Origin of the sequence: Rhizobium sp. CF142 (genome assembly GCF_000281145.1) — a bacterium.
Taxonomy (GTDB): Bacteria; Pseudomonadota; Alphaproteobacteria; order Rhizobiales; family Rhizobiaceae; genus Rhizobium.
In genome coordinates this window covers 40,215-56,963 of the sequence record NZ_AJWE01000038.1, presented here as the reverse complement: position 1 = coordinate 56,963, position 16,749 = coordinate 40,215, and the positions used below count along the sequence as shown (strand labels likewise).

At 60.2% G+C, this 16,749-nt stretch carries 19 protein-coding genes; 9 read left to right on the top strand and 10 right to left on the bottom strand.

All coding sequences use genetic code 11. The features are described 5' to 3' along the window. The 6 genes from PMI11_RS10905 to PMI11_RS10880 form a co-directional block, all read right to left on the bottom strand. The coding region (locus PMI11_RS10905) for a D-alanyl-D-alanine carboxypeptidase family protein (protein ID WP_037071115.1) at nucleotides 1–1,022 on the bottom strand (1,022 nt) is incomplete at its 3' end. Nucleotides 1,023–1,141: 119 nt separating this feature from the next. Continuing rightward, complete coding sequence (locus tag PMI11_RS10900; RefSeq protein ID WP_007816621.1) at nucleotides 1,142–1,888, bottom strand: hypothetical protein; 747 nt, start codon at nucleotides 1,886–1,888, stop codon at nucleotides 1,142–1,144. A 217-nt stretch (nucleotides 1,889–2,105) separates the two neighbouring features. Then, the gene (locus PMI11_RS10895) at nucleotides 2,106–2,711 is read right to left on the bottom strand and encodes a transglutaminase-like cysteine peptidase (protein WP_007816619.1); all 606 of its coding nucleotides are present in this window, start codon (nucleotides 2,709–2,711) and stop codon (nucleotides 2,106–2,108) included. 383 nt (nucleotides 2,712–3,094) lie between these two features. Continuing rightward, complete coding sequence (gene pip / locus PMI11_RS10890; RefSeq protein WP_007816616.1) at nucleotides 3,095–4,054, bottom strand: prolyl aminopeptidase; 960 nt, start codon at nucleotides 4,052–4,054, stop codon at nucleotides 3,095–3,097. Nucleotides 4,055–4,309: 255 nt separating this feature from the next. Then, nucleotides 4,310–4,921 carry a PilZ domain-containing protein gene (locus PMI11_RS10885; protein ID WP_007816614.1) on the bottom strand — a complete coding sequence of 204 codons (612 nt, stop codon included), beginning with the start codon at nucleotides 4,919–4,921 and terminating at the stop codon, nucleotides 4,310–4,312. Nucleotides 4,922–5,043: 122 nt separating this feature from the next. After that, the gene (locus PMI11_RS10880) at nucleotides 5,044–5,661 is read right to left on the bottom strand and encodes a PAS domain-containing protein (protein ID WP_007816611.1); all 618 of its coding nucleotides are present in this window, start codon (nucleotides 5,659–5,661) and stop codon (nucleotides 5,044–5,046) included. A 293-nt stretch (nucleotides 5,662–5,954) separates the two neighbouring features. Here PMI11_RS10880 and PMI11_RS10875 point away from each other — a divergent pair, with 293 nt between their 5' ends. Together PMI11_RS10875 and PMI11_RS10870 are read left to right on the top strand one after the other, a co-directional pair. Beyond that, nucleotides 5,955–6,734: a rhomboid family intramembrane serine protease gene (locus PMI11_RS10875; RefSeq protein ID WP_007816610.1), complete on the top strand. Its 780-nt coding sequence runs from the start codon at nucleotides 5,955–5,957 to the stop codon at nucleotides 6,732–6,734. Nucleotides 6,735–6,833: 99 nt separating this feature from the next. Beyond that, complete coding sequence (locus tag PMI11_RS10870; RefSeq protein ID WP_007816608.1) at nucleotides 6,834–7,268, top strand: CBS domain-containing protein; 435 nt, start codon at nucleotides 6,834–6,836, stop codon at nucleotides 7,266–7,268. Between the two features lie 32 nt (nucleotides 7,269–7,300). Here PMI11_RS10870 and PMI11_RS10865 read toward each other — a convergent pair whose 3' ends face one another. The 3 genes from PMI11_RS10865 to folE form a co-directional block, all read right to left on the bottom strand. Continuing rightward, entirely contained in the window at nucleotides 7,301–8,269 is a 969-nt protein-coding gene (locus PMI11_RS10865; protein WP_007816606.1) for a patatin-like phospholipase family protein, read from the bottom strand. A 115-nt stretch (nucleotides 8,270–8,384) separates the two neighbouring features. Beyond that, entirely contained in the window at nucleotides 8,385–8,837 is a 453-nt protein-coding gene (gene hisI / locus PMI11_RS10860; protein WP_007816604.1) for a phosphoribosyl-AMP cyclohydrolase, read from the bottom strand. A 25-nt stretch (nucleotides 8,838–8,862) separates the two neighbouring features. Continuing rightward, a complete protein-coding gene (gene folE, locus PMI11_RS10855) occupies nucleotides 8,863–9,477 on the bottom strand; it encodes a GTP cyclohydrolase I FolE (RefSeq protein ID WP_007816602.1) in 615 nt (204 codons plus the stop codon). Nucleotides 9,478–9,784: 307 nt separating this feature from the next. Here folE and PMI11_RS10850 point away from each other — a divergent pair, with 307 nt between their 5' ends. From PMI11_RS10850 to PMI11_RS10830, 5 genes are all read left to right on the top strand, one after another. Further along, nucleotides 9,785–10,231 (top strand): iron-sulfur cluster assembly scaffold protein, encoded by a 447-nt coding sequence (locus PMI11_RS10850; protein ID WP_007816600.1) that lies wholly within the window; start codon nucleotides 9,785–9,787, stop codon nucleotides 10,229–10,231. 3 nt (nucleotides 10,232–10,234) lie between these two features. Next, a complete protein-coding gene (gene yidD / locus PMI11_RS10845; protein ID WP_007816598.1) occupies nucleotides 10,235–10,639 on the top strand; it encodes a membrane protein insertion efficiency factor YidD in 405 nt (134 codons plus the stop codon). Between the two features lies 1 nt (nucleotide 10,640). Continuing rightward, nucleotides 10,641–11,168 (top strand): DUF1697 domain-containing protein, encoded by a 528-nt coding sequence (locus PMI11_RS10840; RefSeq protein WP_007816596.1) that lies wholly within the window; start codon nucleotides 10,641–10,643, stop codon nucleotides 11,166–11,168. 121 nt (nucleotides 11,169–11,289) lie between these two features. Then, the gene (thrS, locus tag PMI11_RS10835) at nucleotides 11,290–13,296 is read left to right on the top strand and encodes a threonine--tRNA ligase (RefSeq protein ID WP_007816594.1); all 2,007 of its coding nucleotides are present in this window, start codon (nucleotides 11,290–11,292) and stop codon (nucleotides 13,294–13,296) included. Nucleotides 13,297–13,421: 125 nt separating this feature from the next. Beyond that, nucleotides 13,422–14,261: a lysophospholipid acyltransferase family protein gene (locus tag PMI11_RS10830; RefSeq protein WP_037071114.1), complete on the top strand. Its 840-nt coding sequence runs from the start codon at nucleotides 13,422–13,424 to the stop codon at nucleotides 14,259–14,261. Nucleotides 14,262–14,287: 26 nt separating this feature from the next. Here the strand turns inward: PMI11_RS10830 and PMI11_RS10825 are convergent, their stop codons facing one another. Continuing rightward, nucleotides 14,288–15,397, bottom strand: a complete 1,110-nt coding sequence (locus PMI11_RS10825; protein WP_007816590.1) for a hypothetical protein — start codon at nucleotides 15,395–15,397, stop codon at nucleotides 14,288–14,290. Nucleotides 15,398–15,510: 113 nt separating this feature from the next. Here PMI11_RS10825 and PMI11_RS10820 point away from each other — a divergent pair, with 113 nt between their 5' ends. Further along, nucleotides 15,511–16,095, top strand: a complete 585-nt coding sequence (locus PMI11_RS10820; protein ID WP_007816588.1) for a nitroreductase family protein — start codon at nucleotides 15,511–15,513, stop codon at nucleotides 16,093–16,095. Then, nucleotides 16,095–16,697, top strand: coding sequence for a flavin reductase family protein (locus tag PMI11_RS10815; RefSeq protein ID WP_007816586.1), 603 nt, complete (start codon nucleotides 16,095–16,097; stop codon nucleotides 16,695–16,697). Before PMI11_RS10820 ends, PMI11_RS10815 begins: the two co-directional genes overlap by 1 nt. The last annotated feature ends 52 nt before the right edge of the window (nucleotides 16,698–16,749 follow it).

Sequence of the window (16,749 nt, the reverse complement as noted above, 5' to 3'; positions counted from 1 at the left end):
GCCCCTGCCGTGACCGGCGGCTGATTGGCCGTGATCGTTTTCTTTTCAGCCAGCTGGGCAACCTTGGCAGGGGAAACCGGAGCAGGCGTTTCGATCATCTCGGGCATCGGCTTCGACTGGGCGACAAGCGCGCCGCCGCTGCCGGAAGCCTTCGGCATGTAGGTCGCGAGCAGATTGCGCATCTGTGAGTCGCGGGCAGGGGTGGAGGCACCGCCGAGAACCACGCCGACGATCGACTTGCCATCGACCTGCAGGGAGCTGACCAGATTGAAGCCGGCGGCGCGGGTGTAACCGGTCTTGATGCCATCGACGCCACGCACGGAGCCGACGAGGCGGTTATGGCTGCGGATCACGCGGTTGCCGAATTTGAAGGCACGCGTATTGAAATAACCGTAATATTGCGGGAAATGCTGGCGAAGGGCGATGCCGAGGCGGGCCTGATCGCGGGCCGTCGTCATCTGTGCGGTGTTCGGCAGGCCGTTGGCATTGCGATAGGTCGTGCGTGTCATGCCGAGCGCATGAGCCTTGGCTGTCATCATCTGGGCGAAACGATCTTCCGAACCGCCGAGCATTTCGCCAAGGGCGGTCGCAGCATCATTGGCAGACAGCGTCACGAGGCCGAGGATACCCTGTTCGACGGTGATCGTGCCGCCGGCGCGCACACCAAGCTTGGTCGGCGCCTGCGCAGCGGCGTGAGCGGAGAAGGGGACGGGCGTATCGAGGCGGATGCGGCCCTGCTCGAGTGCCTCGAATGTCATGTACAGCGTCATCATCTTCGTGAGCGACGCCGGATATTGCAGACGGTCGGCATTCTCGCTGTAGAGAACATTCCCCGTCCGGGCATCGACGACGATACCGGCATATTTCGGATTTGCAGCTTCCGCTTCGGCATTGACCGAGTCGACCGCGACGATCGCGATAGCCATCGAAAGGATCGTCAGCACCTTTGCGAGGAAACCGGCAGACCGCGGCGATGATACGGAGGAAATTGACCTTGACACTATTCCACTCTTTGCTTGCATTTTGGATTTTCGGCGGATCACGCGCCCCCTACTGCGTAACCGGCTGTCTTGGAAAACTACCGGTTCAGCGTTACCAATCCGTTTATGATGAATCGTTTCTTCAGACATTTGCGGGGATTTTAGCGGAGTGTTGCAGACCGGCTCACAAGCCGGCTCTCCACAAAAGTCCTGATCGCGGCATCAATATGGTCCCAGTCGGCCAAATGACGGCTCGAGAACCGGTAGAGCACACTTAAATCCTTGCCGACCTTGATATCGCGCTGGCAATCGCCGCTGGTTGCCATTTCCGCAGACGAGGGCAGGACGCAGCGCACGACATAATCGGCGCTTCCTTCGCGCGGCGCGGTCAGCAGCACCTCGCCGTTGTAACCGGCATCGGCTCGCAAGCGGTGCAGCGTCAGACCATGCGCAAAGGTTTTCGAGGCACCGTCCATCAGGTGCGAATAAATCGGCTCCAGCCGGCCCGACATGTCCCGCGACATCGTGCCTTGGGTGATCTGCAGGAAAATCAGGCCTGACGATCGCGCAACGTCGTCGAAACGCTGGCGCGTTTCCTTGCTGTAACCCTGCATTTCCGGCCAGGCGAGATAGAGATCGACCCGTTCGGCCGTGCCGTCATGGCGTTCGCTGGGGAAGCGAATTGTATTGGCAGGCAGGCCGATCGTGTCGAGGCCGATGGTGAGCGTGATCCCGGCATTGCTTTCAGTATTACCGGCAAGCGAGATATGACGGCCGAACCAGCGGCCGGCAACGCTGATCGCAACCGTCAGCAGCGCCAGGACCGCAATCGTCGCCGTGACGCGTACCAGGAAGCGGGTCGAAAGAAGGGGCTGCTCACCAGGATGGCCCACGGCGGAATTGCTCATCGTCGTCCTTGGATATCGGGCCGCCGTAAGAAAAACACGAGTCGTCGGTGCCGGTGAAGAATCTCCTGATAAGGATGGGGCGGCGGAAGTTAACGAGCCGTTAACTCAACCAAAAGGAAGTGCCACAAAAGAAGCGAGCCGTTCCCGGGACAGCGGGAACGGCTCTGGGCGCCGGTCGGGACGGGGATGCGGGGACTGACCGGGGCCGGTATGCCTGTTACTTCACGCTACCGACAGCGACGGCGCGGCCGTCCTGCAGCTTCGTCCAGCGGGCCGGATCATCGGCGGACTGGCGCTTCAGGTAGGTGTATTCGGTATCCGACCACAGCAGCACCTTGTTGCGCATGTTGTCGAGAATGAAGTCGCCGTGATCGGTACGCACCGTCAGCACCGCATGGCCCTCGCCATTCGGCTGCAGCACGACAGTTATCAGCGTATCTGATGGAGAGAAGCCGGCATCGATCAGCATCTTGCGCTTCAGCAGCGCGAAATCCTCGCAGTCGCCGACCGTGCGCGGGTAGGCCCAGCGCTCCTCAACACCATAGATCTCCATGTCCGTCATCGGCTGGATGGTCGAGTTGACGGTGTAGTTGACCTTGAGGATCTCCTTCCAGCGATCCTCGGTCAGGATCGCCGGGCCGGCATCACCGCCGGCATAGGCGCATTCACTCGGATTGGCCTGACAGAATTCATAGTGTCCGATCGGCGGGCTCGCATTGCCTGCAAGTGTCATGCTGGCGGGTGATGCCTGTCCTGCGCCCGCCATTGCCACCGTTACGCTAACGGCCAGAAGGCCGCTCTTCAGTAGATTTCGAATTGACATTATCGTCTCCCCGTTATGAGGACGACAATGACACGGACGTTTTTATCTCACGCAAAATTACGCAATCAAATTAATAGCTTAGTTGATTCAAAAGCGCATCAAACTTGATTCAAATCCACATCGAATACGCTTAAAATTAAAAGCGCATTCGTCTCGAATTCGATTAAAATTGAAGGATTGGGAAAAAGGCTTTCGGGCGGGAAATGCCCGAAAAACGGACAGGCTGTTAACGATTTTCGATAAGCCGGGTAAATTTCCGCGACCAGCTGCAGTGGGGATGGCAGCCGGCGGAGATCCGATTGAAGCCTACAAACAGGCGGAATCGCCATCCAGGAAGCCGATTCCGCCTTACATCCCGATCTTCCGCCGCAAAAATAATTTCGTCAGAGATCGCGGAATCTGTTCGTCGCAGCCACGATCGCAGCGGCAATATCGGCATTTGCAGTGGAATGGGCCGCCTTTGGCAGCACGAGGAGTTCGGCACCCGGCCATGCGCGGGCAAGTTCCCAGGCGGTGACAAGCGGCGCTTCTATATCGAAGCGTCCATGGATGAGAAAGCCGGGGATGCCGGCGAGGCGATCGGCATTCTTCAGTAGGATGCCGTCTTCGAGCCACGCGCCCTCGCGGAAATAGTGGGTGATGATGCGGGCGCGCGTCAGAAGATAGCGCGGATCGGACCAGCGCCGGGGCAGACCGGCGGGATCGGCAAGAAGGATTGTCGCCGCTTCCCATTCATGCCAGTCGCGCGCCGCTTTCAGCCGCACCTGTTCTTCGGGATCGTTGAGGAGTTGATGATAGGCGCTCACCCTGTCGATGCCACGGAGCTCCGGTGGCAGCGCCTTGCCGAAACGGTGCCATTCCTCTGGAAAGAGCGGCGCCATGCCGCGATAGAGCCAGTCGATTTCGGAACGCCGTGTCGTGGTGACGCCTGCAATGACGATGCCGCTGACATGGTCGGGATGGGATTGTGCATAGGCGAGCGCCAGCGTCGAACCCCAGGAATTGCCGAAGATGATCCACTTTTCCACGCTAAAGAGGCTGCGCAGCCTCTCTATATCCTCGATGAGATGGGCGGTCGTGTTGCGGGAGAGGTCAGTCGCGGCGTCGGCGGCGTCAGGTAGGCTGCGCCCGCAATTGCGCTGATCGAAGAGGATGATGCGGTAGGCGGACGGGTCGAAATAGCGGCGCGCAGCGGTGGAGCAGCCGGATCCTGGTCCACCGTGCAGGACAAGCGCCGGCTTGCCTGCCGGATTGCCGCAGGCCTCCCAATAGATAAGGTTGCCGTCGCCTGTATTGAGCAGGCCGTGTTCATAGGGTTCGATTTCCGGAAACAGGACTGACATGACCGTGCCGCTTGTTGAGGTGCGCTGTATCCTTCAAGCCTGTGACGGAGAAATGACAAGAGTGGCGGCATTCTATGACATCTGCCACACGGGATGCAGGAGATTATTCAACCCGACACAGAAATTGTCAGTCCTATCCCGTGTAGTACGGGACCGAAAACCGGGCGCAAAACCGCTGATCATTTTTGCTGGAATTGGTTTCTTGTTTTACGCAATTCCGGACGCAACACCGCGGCGCACCTTTGCCGGAATTGCTTAAAGAAATTCGCGCAACGTCTCACGTGACTGGACCGACAGGAACTCGATCGCAACACCCTCGGAGAAGTGGCGAACGACGCGGCCGCGCATGTTGCCGAGGCGAACAGGCGTGCCGAGCGGCGGGCGCACTTCGCAATCGACGGCCGCACCTGAAAGCGAAAGGTCCATGATGCGGCAGGTGTAGCGCGTGCCGTCTTCGAGCGTAAGGTCGGTCTTGGTCTCGCGTGGCGTCAGACGATCATGACGGCGATCTTCCGGCAGGCCGAGCTCGTGTTTGTTGGCGAGCCAGGTGAGCTGGGCCGCGAGCTTCTCGCGCTTGCGCTCGGTGGCGTTGATCGACATGGTGAAGCCGCGCATATCGACGGTCTGTACATGGCCTTCGACGCGGCCGAGATGGTCGATGTAGGCGACGATGCGTTCATTGGCGCGCGGGCGGCCAGCGCAGGTGACATACATGTCGCCGGGCGACATATCGATTACCATGCACTCGAATTCCTCGTAGTTCGCAAGCATCAGCCGGCCCTGCATATTGATGGGCACGCGCTGGAACACTCCCTGTTCTGGGCGCGGCGCAGGCCGGTGCGTCTGAGCGGGCTGGAACGAGTGCATCAAAGGGCTTCTTTATGAAATCGCAGAGCCCAATCCTTACCTGCAATCCCTTAACAGAAGGTTGTGGAACGAGCCGCCGCATAACCCTAAAGTACTATGGGCGGCGACCCAAAATGGAACGGTCAGCGTGCAGTTGCCCCATGCAGGAAATGCGACATGGCGCGCAGCATGGCCCGGCCGAACGTGGCCTGTTTTTCGGTGGCAACCTCGACAGGGCGACGCGGTTCGGCCTCAGTCGCGCGGCCGAACTTGTCGTGCAGCAGCCGGCTGCGATCGAGGGCGAGAAGCTCCAGCGGCACGATCTCCAGCCAGCTTGCAGCAGCGGCAGGCGCGATGGCGCCGAGCAGCCGGTCGCAGCCGCCTTCGGGCGAACGCAGCGGCATCATGATGATCTCGAAGGCGGCGTGATGGCCGGCAGTACTGTAGCCCGTCGCGTTGAAAAGCGTCGGGATGGCGTGAGCGATGACGCCCTGTGCCGTCCTTTCGATATCCTCGTGCTGGCCGTTGGCCCAGAGGGCGGAGAAACGCTCGCCGCGCAGATCGCGGCCGAAGAGATCGCAGATCTTGGTGCCGGCGAGGCGGAAGCGGATATGCCGGTCCGCCGCCGTCTCCAAGATGAAGAGGCTCGACAGGAGATGAGGGATCGCGCCGGGCTCGATCTGCGATTTCAGCGGAGCATCCCGCCCGCCGCGCAGAGCATTCCAGTAGTCGAATATGTCGATCGTGATCTGAAGGCGCATGGCAGTGTCTCATTTCGGTTCATTGGGGCGCGGTTTTCGCCCCTTCACCTTCTACCTTGCGGATTTCATGCCAAATCCGGGGAGTTAAGGTTAAGAAAGGGTTTCGCTTGAGTGCGGGGGCCTGTCATGAGACCGTCTCTCCATCACTTCGAACAGTGAAGTTCTGCACAAAGACTGCCAGGGGAGGGGGCATCCTTCGGGGAACCCAGGCAAGCCGTCCGGCCAATTCCGGACGGCTTTTTTTTTGATGTCGGCTCCTGTATGGCTGTGGCCTGCAACGAGGCGATGAGAGCATGAACGAACAGACGTCCGGGCCTGACCAGGCATTCCAGCCTTCGCAGCCCGAACCGCCGGCCCGGCCGCCGCGCCAGCCGGTCTTCAATCTTCCGCCGGCGCTGCTTGCCACGCTGCTGCTATTGATCCTGATCTTCGTCGTGCAATCGGCTTTACCGGACGATTGGTTTCAATGGTTCCTGTTCAACTTCGGCTTCATTCCGCTGCGCTATGCTGTTTCGCTTGCAGAGCAGGGGCCGCAACTCTACTGGACGCCGGTCACCTATTCGCTGCTGCACGGAAGTGTCGAGCATATCGTCTTCAACGGCCTGTGGCTGATGGCGTTCGGCGCGCCGGTCGTGCGCCGCATCGGCACGTTCCGCTTCATCATCTTCTGGATTCTTTCCTCGATCGCCTCGGCAGCGCTGCATGCGGCCCTGAACTGGGGCAGCGAAGGGTTGCTCATCGGGGCATCAGGCGTGGTCTCGGGCCTCATGGGCGCGGCCTGCCGCTTTGCCTTCCCCTCCGGGCGTCAGATGGTCCGCCCCGCGCACCTCAATCCGCGACTGTCGGTGCTGCAGGCGATGCAGAGCCGCACGGTGATCATCTTTACGCTGTTATGGCTGGTCGGCAACGCGCTGATCGCCGTCGGCATCCCGCTCGTCGGCGACGGCAGCCAGGAGATTGCCTGGGATGCGCATATCGGTGGTTTCGTCTTCGGCTTCTTCCTTTTCGCACTCTTCGACCGGAAACTGCCTGAAGAACCCGTGCCGCACCCTGACGACGAGTTGCAATCCTGACCCAAGCAGTGCACCATTGATCAATCCGCGTTGGGGGGAGAAACCGCCGCGGAGCCTGTGTTCCCGACAAGTGTTTCACTTTCGCCATGGGAGGTACAAATGGCCAGTTCCGTCAAGGCAATACTCGATCTGAAGGGTCGTGACGTCGTCACCACCGGACCGAATACTACGGTTGCGGAGGCGGCTGCGATTCTGAGCAAAAAGAAAATCGGCGCGATCGTCGTCGTCGGCATGGAAAACAAGATTTCCGGCATGTTCACCGAGCGCGACCTCGTGCATGTCATCGCCAAGTCCGGCAAGGACGGGCTCGATCAGACGCTTTCTTCCGTCATGACCTCGAAGGTCCTCCGCTGCAACGAGCAGACCTCGGTCCACGAGCTCATGGAGCTGATGACCAGCAAGCGTTTCCGCCACGTTCCCGTGGAAGCCAACGGCAAGCTTGCCGGCATCATTTCGATCGGTGACGTCGTGAAGTCGCGCATCGCCGAGGTCGAGCGCGAGGCCGAAGAGATCAAGGCTTATATTGCAAGCTGAGCGACTCTACGTTTGCTGGAATTGCTTGGGCGTCAAGGGTGCCTAGCGTAGAGTTCCTGCATACGCTGCAGCTCGGGCAGCCTTGCCCGGGCTTCCTCATAGCCACGTTCGATGGCCTCCCCCGCACGATGGAATTCCGACAGGCCGATGTCCGACAGGCGCGGCTGCAGTGAGATATCGGGCGGATCGCCGGCAAGGCGCGCTCGCGCGATACGATCCTGAATGATGTTGAAGGCCTGCACCATGACGCCGGTCATGCCCATTCTGGCGGCATAGGGCGCATCCCTCTGCTGCTGCACTTCGGCAGGCGAGAGGCTGGCATTGTGGCGGACGACGGCGGAGCGACCGTAGAGATCATAGTTGAGGTTGACGGCGACGACGAGCGGTTGCTCGTAGCTTCGGCAGACGGAAACCGGTACGGGATTGACGAGCGCGCCATCGACCAATGTGCGGTTATTGCTGCGCACCGGCTCGAAAATACCGGGCAGGGCGTAGGATGCGCGGATCGCCGTGATCAGCGAACCGTTGGCGATCCAGACTTCGTGCCCGGTGTTGACCTCGGCCGCGACCGCGACAAAGGGTCGGTCGAGATCCTCGATCGTCAGTCCTTCCAGATGTTCCTGCATGCGTTTGGTCAGCCGCATGCCACCAAAGAGGCCGGAGCCACCGATCGTCAGATCGAGCAGGCTTGCGATGCGGCGCATGGTGAGCGAACGGGCGAAATTTTCCAGCTCATCCAGCTTGCCGGCGAGATAGCAGCCACCAACGAGCGCGCCGATCGAGGTGCCGGCGATCATGCCGATCTCGATGCGGGCCTCATCGAGCGCACGCAGCACGCCGATATGCGCCCAGCCGCGAGCGGCGCCACCGCCAAGCGCCAGGGCAAGCTTTGCTTTCTTTTCGGGAACGGAGAGCACAGGAGAAACGGGCGTATCGTCACGCACCGCCAAGCCGGAACCGCCCCCATCGGAGCTTTGACGATTCATACTCCAGCCCAACATGGCGTTCCTTCCTCCCGGCAGAACACTGGGTTCCTATTAACCGCCCCGAACCCTTTCCAAATTGTATATAGAGACGACCAGCGTCGCAATAAGGAGCAGGCGGCCGGGATTTGGCCTATTTTCCGTAGATGTCCTTAGGATCGAAATGCAGGTCGTCATCGACGATGGTCAGCATGGGCTTTCCATCCTCCAGGGTGACGGTGCGGTAGAAGCAGGAGCGGCGACCCGTGTGACAGGTCGCGTCATGGCCGGCGACCTCGACCTTCAGCCAGATGGCGTCCTGATCGCAGTCGGTGCGGATCTCCTTGACGGTCTGGAGATTGCCCGAGGTCTCGCCCTTCTTCCAGAGCTTGCCGCGCGAGCGGCTGAAATAGTGGGCGAAGCCGGTCTGGATGGTCAGCGCCAGGGCCTGCGCATTCATATGGGCGACCATCAGGAGTTCGCCGTCATCGGCATCGGTGACGATGGCCGTGATCAGACCGCGATCATCGAAGCGCGGCGTGAAATCGCCGGCATCCTCCAACTCGGATTTATCGTCCGATGGCTGATTGAAAATCAGTTCACTCATCGCGGCCCTCCTGAGGGAGCCGGTATCAGCGGCCCCTTACCATTGTCATGAATCGGACCTGGTCGGCCGGTTCAGTCTTGAACGTTCCTGTAAAGGTTGTCGTCAATGTGGTCGAGCCCTGCTTCTGAACGCCGCGCATGGCCATGCACATATGTTCGGCCTCGATCATGACGGCAACACCGCGCGGGCGCAGCGTTTCGTCGATGGCCTTGGCGATCTGCGAGGTCATCGTTTCCTGCGTCTGCAGACGGCGGCCGTAGATTTCGACGACGCGGGCGATCTTGGAGAGGCCGAGAACGCGTCCATCCGGCATATAGGCGACATGCGCCTTGCCGATGATCGGCACCATGTGATGTTCGCAGTGGGAGAAGAAGGGAATGTCCTTCACCAGCACCATGTCATCATAACCGGCAACCTCCTCGAAGGTCCGGCCGAGCACGTCTTCCGGGCTCATCTCGTAACCGGCGAAGAGCTCGCGATAAGATTTGGCGACGCGGGCAGGCGTATCCAGCAGGCCCTCACGCGACGGATCGTCGCCGGCCCAGCGCAGCAGGACGCGAACGGCTTCCTCTGCCTCCTGCTGGGAGGGGCGATCGGATTCATGAACGGTCTGCGGAAAATTCTTGACGATGGCGTCCATATTCAATGGTCTCCTGGTCCGCAACGCGGACCTTATTCGGACTAGCCACTGGTACCCCAAGCGGGAATTCTTGCACCTTTGGCAGGCTCCGGGGCTTTCCAGGCTCGCTTTCTCGAACCCTTCCGGCACGGTTTCCCAATCAAACTTATCCTGGCCCATTGCATTTCAATGGCCCTCGAACGACATACATATAGGAAGACGACCCTGGTATGTAAGTATGCTGTCGTTTGACTGTGTGTTTTTTGTTTACATGACAATCACATAGGAATTAGCGTCGCTTTTAGGCGTTTTTGGAGCCAAATCCGTCATGGATGACATCTATAACAGCAAAATCCTCGAATTTGCCGGCAATATTCCTCTGACCGGCACGCTTGACGATGCGGATGCGAGTGCCCAGGCGCATTCCAGGCTCTGCGGCTCGAAAGTGCGCATCTGGCTGAAAATGGATGGCGATAGGATCAGCGCCTTTTCGCATGACGTGAAGGCCTGCGCCCTCGGCCAGGCCTCCTCCTCGATCATGGCCCGCCATGTCGTCGGCGCGACATCAGGCGAAGTGCGCAAGGCGCGCGAGGATATGCTCACCATGCTGAAAGCGGATGGCGAGGGGCCGGATGGACGGTTCGCCGACATGCGCTATCTCCTTCCCGTGCGTGATTACAAGGCGCGTCACGCCTCCACCATGCTGACCTTCGACGCCGTCGTCGACGCCATCGGCCAGATAGAGGCAAAACGCGCTGAAACCGTCGAGGCGTAAGCTATGTGCGAATTCTGTCTGCTGCGCGAGGAAGAGGAAGACGAGGGCGGTGCTGCCGCGCCGAAGCCTCGCGCCCAGCCGCGGCAGAGATTTTCCCGCAATTACTCCGGTCCCTTCAGCAAGACGCCTGACCGCCTTTTCGGCATGGGCCTCATCCGCCTTTACCAGCTGACGCTTTCCGGCTTCGTCGGCAATTCCTGCCGGCATATCCCGACCTGCTCCGAATATGGCTATGAGGCCGTCGCGCGCCACGGGCTCTGGGCTGGCGGCTGGATGACACTCTTCCGCGTCGGCCGGTGCGGTCCGGGCGGCACAAGCGGGCTCGATCCGGTGCCGGAAAGTCTGGAAATGCGTTTCCGCTGGTTTACGCCGTGGCGCTATTTCGCGCTTGGGCGGAAGGAGGCATAGGGTGTGTACCTTCATCGCACTTCTGCACAGCATCGTCCTGACATCTGAGCGGCGCGTGATCATGGAGGATCTGCGAAAGCTTGCCGAAGAGCTGGGCTATCGTGAACCGCGCACACTGGTCTCCACCGGCAACCTCGTGTTCGAGGCCGATGAAATGCGGCCGCATGAAGTCGAAGAGCAGTTGGAGGAGGCTTTTGAAGAAAAATTCGGCAAGCATGTCGATATCATCGTGCGCAGCGACTGCACCTGGATGGCGCTCTGCAGCGCCAATCCCTTCAAGGACGGCGTTGGCGACCAGGTGATCGTGCGCGTCAACCGGTTGCCGATCGACCCGGACAAGGTGGAAGCGCTGAAGCCGCTTCTGTCGGAGGGGCAGCGGATGGAGCTGGTCGGCTGCGATCTTTGGATCGATTTCCACGGCAAGCCCAGTCAATCGCAGCTGCTATCGGCGCTCACGACCAAGCGCATGGGTGTCGGAACGATGCGCAACTGGAACACCGTGCGTGGCCTTTTTGAAATGGTCCTGTAGGCAGGCTTTTCCTTTACTCAGACACCAAATATCAGTATCAGGCGGCAGCACATCCCGGCAGGGATGATGCTTCCGTTTCAACCACCCGCATTCGTTGGCGGGACTGGACAAGGAGAATTCAATGTCCCAATCCGTTTCCCTGACATTTCCTGATGGTTCGGTGCGCAGCTTCCCGGCTGGCGCGACCGGCAAGGATGTCGCCGAATCCATTTCCAAGTCGCTTGCCAAGAGCGCCGTCGCCATTGCGATCGACGGCACCGTGCGCGACCTTTCCGATGCCGTGACCGACGGCAAGATCGAGATCATCACACGCAAGGACGGCCGCGCGCTGGAACTCATCCGGCATGACGCCGCACACGTGATGGCCGAGGCCGTGCAGGAGCTGTGGCCCGGCACCCAGGTGACGATCGGCCCCGTGATCGAGAACGGCTTCTATTACGATTTCGCCAAGAACGAGCCCTTCACGCCCGACGATCTGCCCAAGATCGAAAAGAAGATGAAGGAAATCATCGCCCGCAACGCGCCCTTCACCAAGGAAGTGTGGTCGCGCGAGAAGGCGAAGGAAGTTTTTGCCGCCAAGGGCGAACAGTACAAAGTCGAACTCGTCGATGCGATTCCCGAAGGGCAGGATCTGAAGATCTACCACCAGGGCGACTGGTTCGACCTTTGCCGCGGCCCGCATATGGCCTCGACCGGCCAGGTTGGCACCGCCTTCAAGCTGATGAAGGTTGCCGGCGCCTATTGGCGTGGCGACAGTAATAACGCCATGCTATCGCGCATCTACGGCACGGCATGGGCCGACCAGGCCGATCTCGATAACTACCTGCATATGCTGGCCGAAGCTGAGAAGCGCGACCACCGCAAGCTCGGCCGCGAAATGGACTTGTTCCACTTCCAGGAAGAAGGCCCGGGCGTCGTCTTCTGGCATGGCAAGGGCTGGCGCATCTTCCAGTCTCTGGTTTCCTACATGCGTCGCCGGCTTGCTGTCGATTATGAAGAAGTCAACGCGCCGCAGGTGCTCGACACTTCGCTCTGGGAAACCTCGGGGCACTGGGGCTGGTATCAGGAAAACATGTTTGCCGTGAAGTCGGCGCATGCGATGACGCATCCGGAAGACAAGGAAGCGGACAACCGCGTCTTTGCGCTGAAGCCGATGAACTGCCCCGGTCACGTGCAGATCTTCAAGCATGGCCTGAAGTCTTACCGCGAGCTGCCGATCCGAATGGCGGAATTCGGCCTGGTGCACCGTTACGAGCCTTCGGGCGCGCTGCACGGGCTGATGCGCGTGCGCGGCTTCACGCAGGACGACGCGCACATCTTCTGCACCGATGAGCAGATGGCGGCGGAATGCCTGAAGATCAACGACCTGATCCTGTCGGTCTATGAAGACTTCGGCTTCAAGGAAATCGTCGTCAAGCTTTCGACCCGTCCGGACAAGCGCGTCGGCTCCGATGCGCTCTGGGATCGTGCGGAAGCCGTCATGACCGATGTCTTGAAGACGATCGAGGCGCAGTCCGAGGGACGCATCAAGACCGGCATCCTGCCGGGCGAGGGCGCTTTCTACGGACCGAAGTTCGAATATACGCTGAAGGACGCGATCGGCCGCGAATGGCAGTGCGGCACAACGCAGGTCGACTTCAACCTGCCGGAACGCTTCGGCGCCTTCTATATCGACAGCAATTCCGAGAAGACACAGCCGGTGATGATCCATCGCGCCATCTGTGGCTCGATGGAACGCTTCCTCGGCATCCTGATCGAGAACTTCGCCGGCCATCTGCCGCTGTGGGTCTCACCGCTGCAGGTCGTCGTCGCGACGATCACTTCGGAAGCCGATAGCTACGGCCAGGAAGTGGCCGACGCACTGCGCGAAGCCGGACTGCATGTCGAGACCGACTTCCGTAACGAGAAGATCAATTACAAGATCCGCGAACATTCCGTTACGAAAGTTCCCGTCATCATCGTCTGCGGCAGGAAGGAAGCGGAAGAGCGCACGGTCAATATCCGTCGCCTCGGCAGCCAGGAGCAGACATCGATGTCGCTGGATTCGGCGATCGAAAGCCTTGCCCTGGAGGCAACTGCGCCCGATATCCGTCGCAAGCTCGAGGCAAAGAAGGCAAAAGCAGCCTGAAAATTGCTTTCTGGATAATGGCAGCGCCCGGCATTGATCTGCTCGGCGCTGTCAGAAATCTGACATGTAACAGTAATATAGCCGCCACAAAACAGGGGACGGGTTTCATCCCGGCAGGCATTCGAGTGCGCTTCAAAGAGCTTTCCTACGCGAATGAACGGGATCCGCGCTTCAAGCGCTGGCTCATCCGCTCCATCGAGGGGCTTTCGGGCCGTGACCGCTATGTGCGGCTCTATGACATCTGGCGCTCCGATATCGTCGGTAAGAGTGACCGCGTCTTCGGCAAGATGCTCGATCTCATCGATGTCGAGATCAATGTAAAAGGCAGCTGGCCGCTCGCACCGGTGCCGAACGAGCCGATCGTCATCGTCGCCAACCATCCCTTCGGCATAGGCGACGGCATTGCGGTGCTGGCGCTTGCCGAGCAGATCGGCCGTCCGTTCCGGGTGCTGATCCACAATGACCTTCTCAAGGTGCCGGAAATGGCGCCTTATTCGCTGCCGATCTCCTTCGAAGAGACCAAGGAAGCGATGGCGATGAACATGAAGAGCCGGCACGAGGCAGTTCGCCTGCTGAAGGAAGGCACGACGATCGTGATTTTTCCGGCAGGTGGCGTGGCCACCGCCAAGAAGGGCTTCGGTCGCGCCGAAGACCTGCCGTGGAAGATGTTCCCGGCCAAGCTCATCCAGGCGACCCGCGCCAGCGTGCTGCCGATCTATTTCGAGGGCCAGAACGGCCGGCTCTTCCATCTTGCCAGCAGGGTTTCGATGACGCTGCGCCTGTCGCTGCTCATCCGCGAATTCCGCCGTCTTTCAGGCAGCACGATCACCGCGCATGTGGGCAGGGTGCTGTCTTGGGAAGAACTGAGCAGCGGCAGCGACCGCAAGGATCTGCTCGCCCGCCTCTTTGACGCCGTCTTCTCGATGGCGCCGAAGAAGAAGGCGTTCCTCAAGCGCGCAAGCTGAGATTTCCTGTTATTCCGGATGGGGCGTCAGTCGAGGCTGGCGCCGTCGCCACCATTCTGCAGGTCTTCATATGAGGGCAGTGGCGGCTGCGGCGGGATTTCGCCGCCCGGCTGAGGCACGCCCTTCGGCCCGGCTGCGGCCTGTCCCGGCGGCACGGCTGTTGCGGCCGGAGCAATCGGCTGCTGGGCCTGCTGATCCTTCATCAGCACTTCGACATCGGTATTGACCCCGGCAGCGACTGTGAAGTCGCGCTGGTAGATCTTGTCCTTGTTGCGGGCGACCGCCGTGTATTCACCTTCCGCCAGGACCATGGCCGGAAAGGCGCTCACACTTTCGCCGACGCTGTCGCCAGCGGCCGTCAGGATCGACCAGGCGGTATCGGCGATCGCTTCGCCGCCGGTTTCCGAGACCAGCTTGAAATTGATCTGTGCCGCCCTGTGCTGGATCGTCGCTTCGGTAAGCTTGCCGGCCTCCACCTGAATGTCGGCACGGATGGTTGCGTTGACATTGCCGTATTCGGAAACCACGTGATAGGTGCCGGCATTGAGGCGCACGACCGTATTCGGCGGCACATCGGCCATGACAAGGCCGCGCTCGCCGTCGTCGCGGATCTCCGCAGAATAGATCGAAAAGCTCAGTTGGTTGGGTCGAATACGGACATCGGAGCCCGAGACGGCATTGAGGAGCAGGCCGCCGGCATCGAGAACCATCACCTGTTTGTCGACTGCGCCTTCATCCGGCACCGTCAGCTTCTTGGTGACGCCGGCGCGTCCGAAGGAGACGTTGACGAAATAATCGCCGGCAGCGAGCTGGAAGGCTGCGGTGCCGCCACGGGAGCTGGCGATGAGCGGCAGCTTGCCATCATTTCCAGCGACCGGACTGAATACATACCAGGAAAGCCCGTCTTCGACAGGCGTGCCATCGGCCGTGAGTTTGGCCTCCAGCGAAACGTCACGCAGGTGCACGCCTTCCTGTGCCGTGCCTGGCGCGATGAACGCGTTGAGCTTCGGCATTTTCGGCGTCGATTCGAGCTGCTTGAATTCCTTGAAAGCGTCCTGAGCGGCCGCGCCAAACGGCGTCAGCAGCATCAGGGCAAGAGCAAGGCCGATCCGTGCAAAAGGCAATATGCCAAACATCCTGTTCGTGAACCGATTGACTTCTGAAATCGCAGAGTCCACTTCAAGACCAATGCCATGGCAAATTCAAGACCTGTGGCCACCCTCTGCATACAAATGAGAGTTTCTCCTGCATGAAATCCGACATCAAGCTGATCGATTATCTCGCCGTGCGTCGCTCCATCCCCGCGTTCCAGATGTGCGAACCGGGACCGGAAAAGGCCGAAATCGAGGAAATCCTGCGCCTTTCATCGCGGGTTCCCGATCACGGCAAGCTCGCCCCCTGGCGCTTCATCGTCTATCGCGGCGAGGAGCGCGTGCGGCTGGGCGAAGAGCTGCTGAAGCTGGCGCTCGAAGCAAAACCCGACCTTTCGGAGGAAATGATCCAGGTGGAGCGCACGCGCTTTACCCGTGCGCCTGTCGTCGTCGGCATCGTCAGTAAGGCCGGCCCGCATTTCAAGATCCCAGAATGGGAACAGATCATGTCGGCGGGCGCGCTGTGCCTCAACGTCATCCTGGCTGCCAATGCGCATGGTTATGTTGCCAACTGGCTGACGGAATGGTTCGCCTTCGACGAGCGCGCCTATCCGCTGCTCGGCGTCCAGCCGGGCGAAAAGGTTGCCGGCTTCATCCACATCGGCTCCACCACCTTCCCACCCGTCGAGCGTCCGCGCCCTGAGCTGACCGAGACGGTCACCTGGCTCGGCGGTGAAGACTGATGTTCTACACGACGGATACCAACCGGCACGGGTTGGCGCATGATCCCTTCAAGGCGATCGTCGCGCCACGGCCGATCGGCTGGATCGGCAGCAAGGGCAGGGACGGGTCGATCAATCTCGCGCCCTATTCCTTCTTCAATGCTGTGGCCGACAAGCCGAAGCTGGTGATGTTTTCGTCGAGCGGGCACAAGCATAGCCAGAAAAACGCCAGGGAAACCGGCGTTTTCACCTGCAATTTCGTCAGCCGCAATCTGGCTGATAAAATGAACCTTTCCTCCGCCGCCTTACCTTACGGAACGAGCGAATTCGAATTCGCCGGACTGACGCCGAAACAGGCGGAGCTCATCGATGCGCCCTATGTGGCGGAGGCCTTCGCCGTCCTGGAATGCAGGGTGACCGAGATCATCGAGCCGAAGACGCTCTCCGGCGAGTCGACAGAGAATGTCTTCGTTTTCGGAGAGGTTGTCGGCATCCATATCGATGAGGCGATCGTCAGAGATGGCCGGTTCGATGTGGCGCTGGCGCGGCCTATCGCACGCATGGGCTACATGGACTATTGCGAAGGCAGCGAGATCTTCGAAATGTTCAGGCCGAAGGTCTGACAGCAGCCATATGGGTTCGGCCAAACGCTAATAAATATGGTGAACCAATCAT

Coding starts and splice junctions, on each gene's coding strand:
- PMI11_RS10895 (WP_007816619.1), bottom strand. CDS start 2,711: ATGTCAATTCGAAATCTACTGAAGAGCGGCCTTCTGGCCGTTAGCGTA.
- hisI (WP_007816604.1), bottom strand. CDS start 8,837: ATGAGTGAACTGATTTTCAATCAGCCATCGGACGATAAATCCGAGTTG.
- thrS (WP_007816594.1), top strand. CDS start 11,290: ATGTCCCAATCCGTTTCCCTGACATTTCCTGATGGTTCGGTGCGCAGC.
- PMI11_RS10880 (WP_007816611.1), bottom strand. CDS start 5,661: ATGCGCCTTCAGATCACGATCGACATATTCGACTACTGGAATGCTCTG.
- PMI11_RS10815 (WP_007816586.1), top strand. CDS start 16,095: ATGTTCTACACGACGGATACCAACCGGCACGGGTTGGCGCATGATCCC.
- PMI11_RS10870 (WP_007816608.1), top strand. CDS start 6,834: ATGGCCAGTTCCGTCAAGGCAATACTCGATCTGAAGGGTCGTGACGTC.
- pip (WP_007816616.1), bottom strand. CDS start 4,054: ATGTCAGTCCTGTTTCCGGAAATCGAACCCTATGAACACGGCCTGCTC.
- PMI11_RS10820 (WP_007816588.1), top strand. CDS start 15,511: ATGAAATCCGACATCAAGCTGATCGATTATCTCGCCGTGCGTCGCTCC.
- yidD (WP_007816598.1), top strand. CDS start 10,235: ATGTGCGAATTCTGTCTGCTGCGCGAGGAAGAGGAAGACGAGGGCGGT.
- PMI11_RS10825 (WP_007816590.1), bottom strand. CDS start 15,397: ATGTTTGGCATATTGCCTTTTGCACGGATCGGCCTTGCTCTTGCCCTG.
- PMI11_RS10900 (WP_007816621.1), bottom strand. CDS start 1,888: ATGAGCAATTCCGCCGTGGGCCATCCTGGTGAGCAGCCCCTTCTTTCG.
- PMI11_RS10885 (WP_007816614.1), bottom strand. CDS start 4,921: ATGCACTCGTTCCAGCCCGCTCAGACGCACCGGCCTGCGCCGCGCCCA.
- PMI11_RS10865 (WP_007816606.1), bottom strand. CDS start 8,269: ATGTTGGGCTGGAGTATGAATCGTCAAAGCTCCGATGGGGGCGGTTCC.
- folE (WP_007816602.1), bottom strand. CDS start 9,477: ATGGACGCCATCGTCAAGAATTTTCCGCAGACCGTTCATGAATCCGAT.
- PMI11_RS10875 (WP_007816610.1), top strand. CDS start 5,955: ATGAACGAACAGACGTCCGGGCCTGACCAGGCATTCCAGCCTTCGCAG.
- PMI11_RS10850 (WP_007816600.1), top strand. CDS start 9,785: ATGGATGACATCTATAACAGCAAAATCCTCGAATTTGCCGGCAATATT.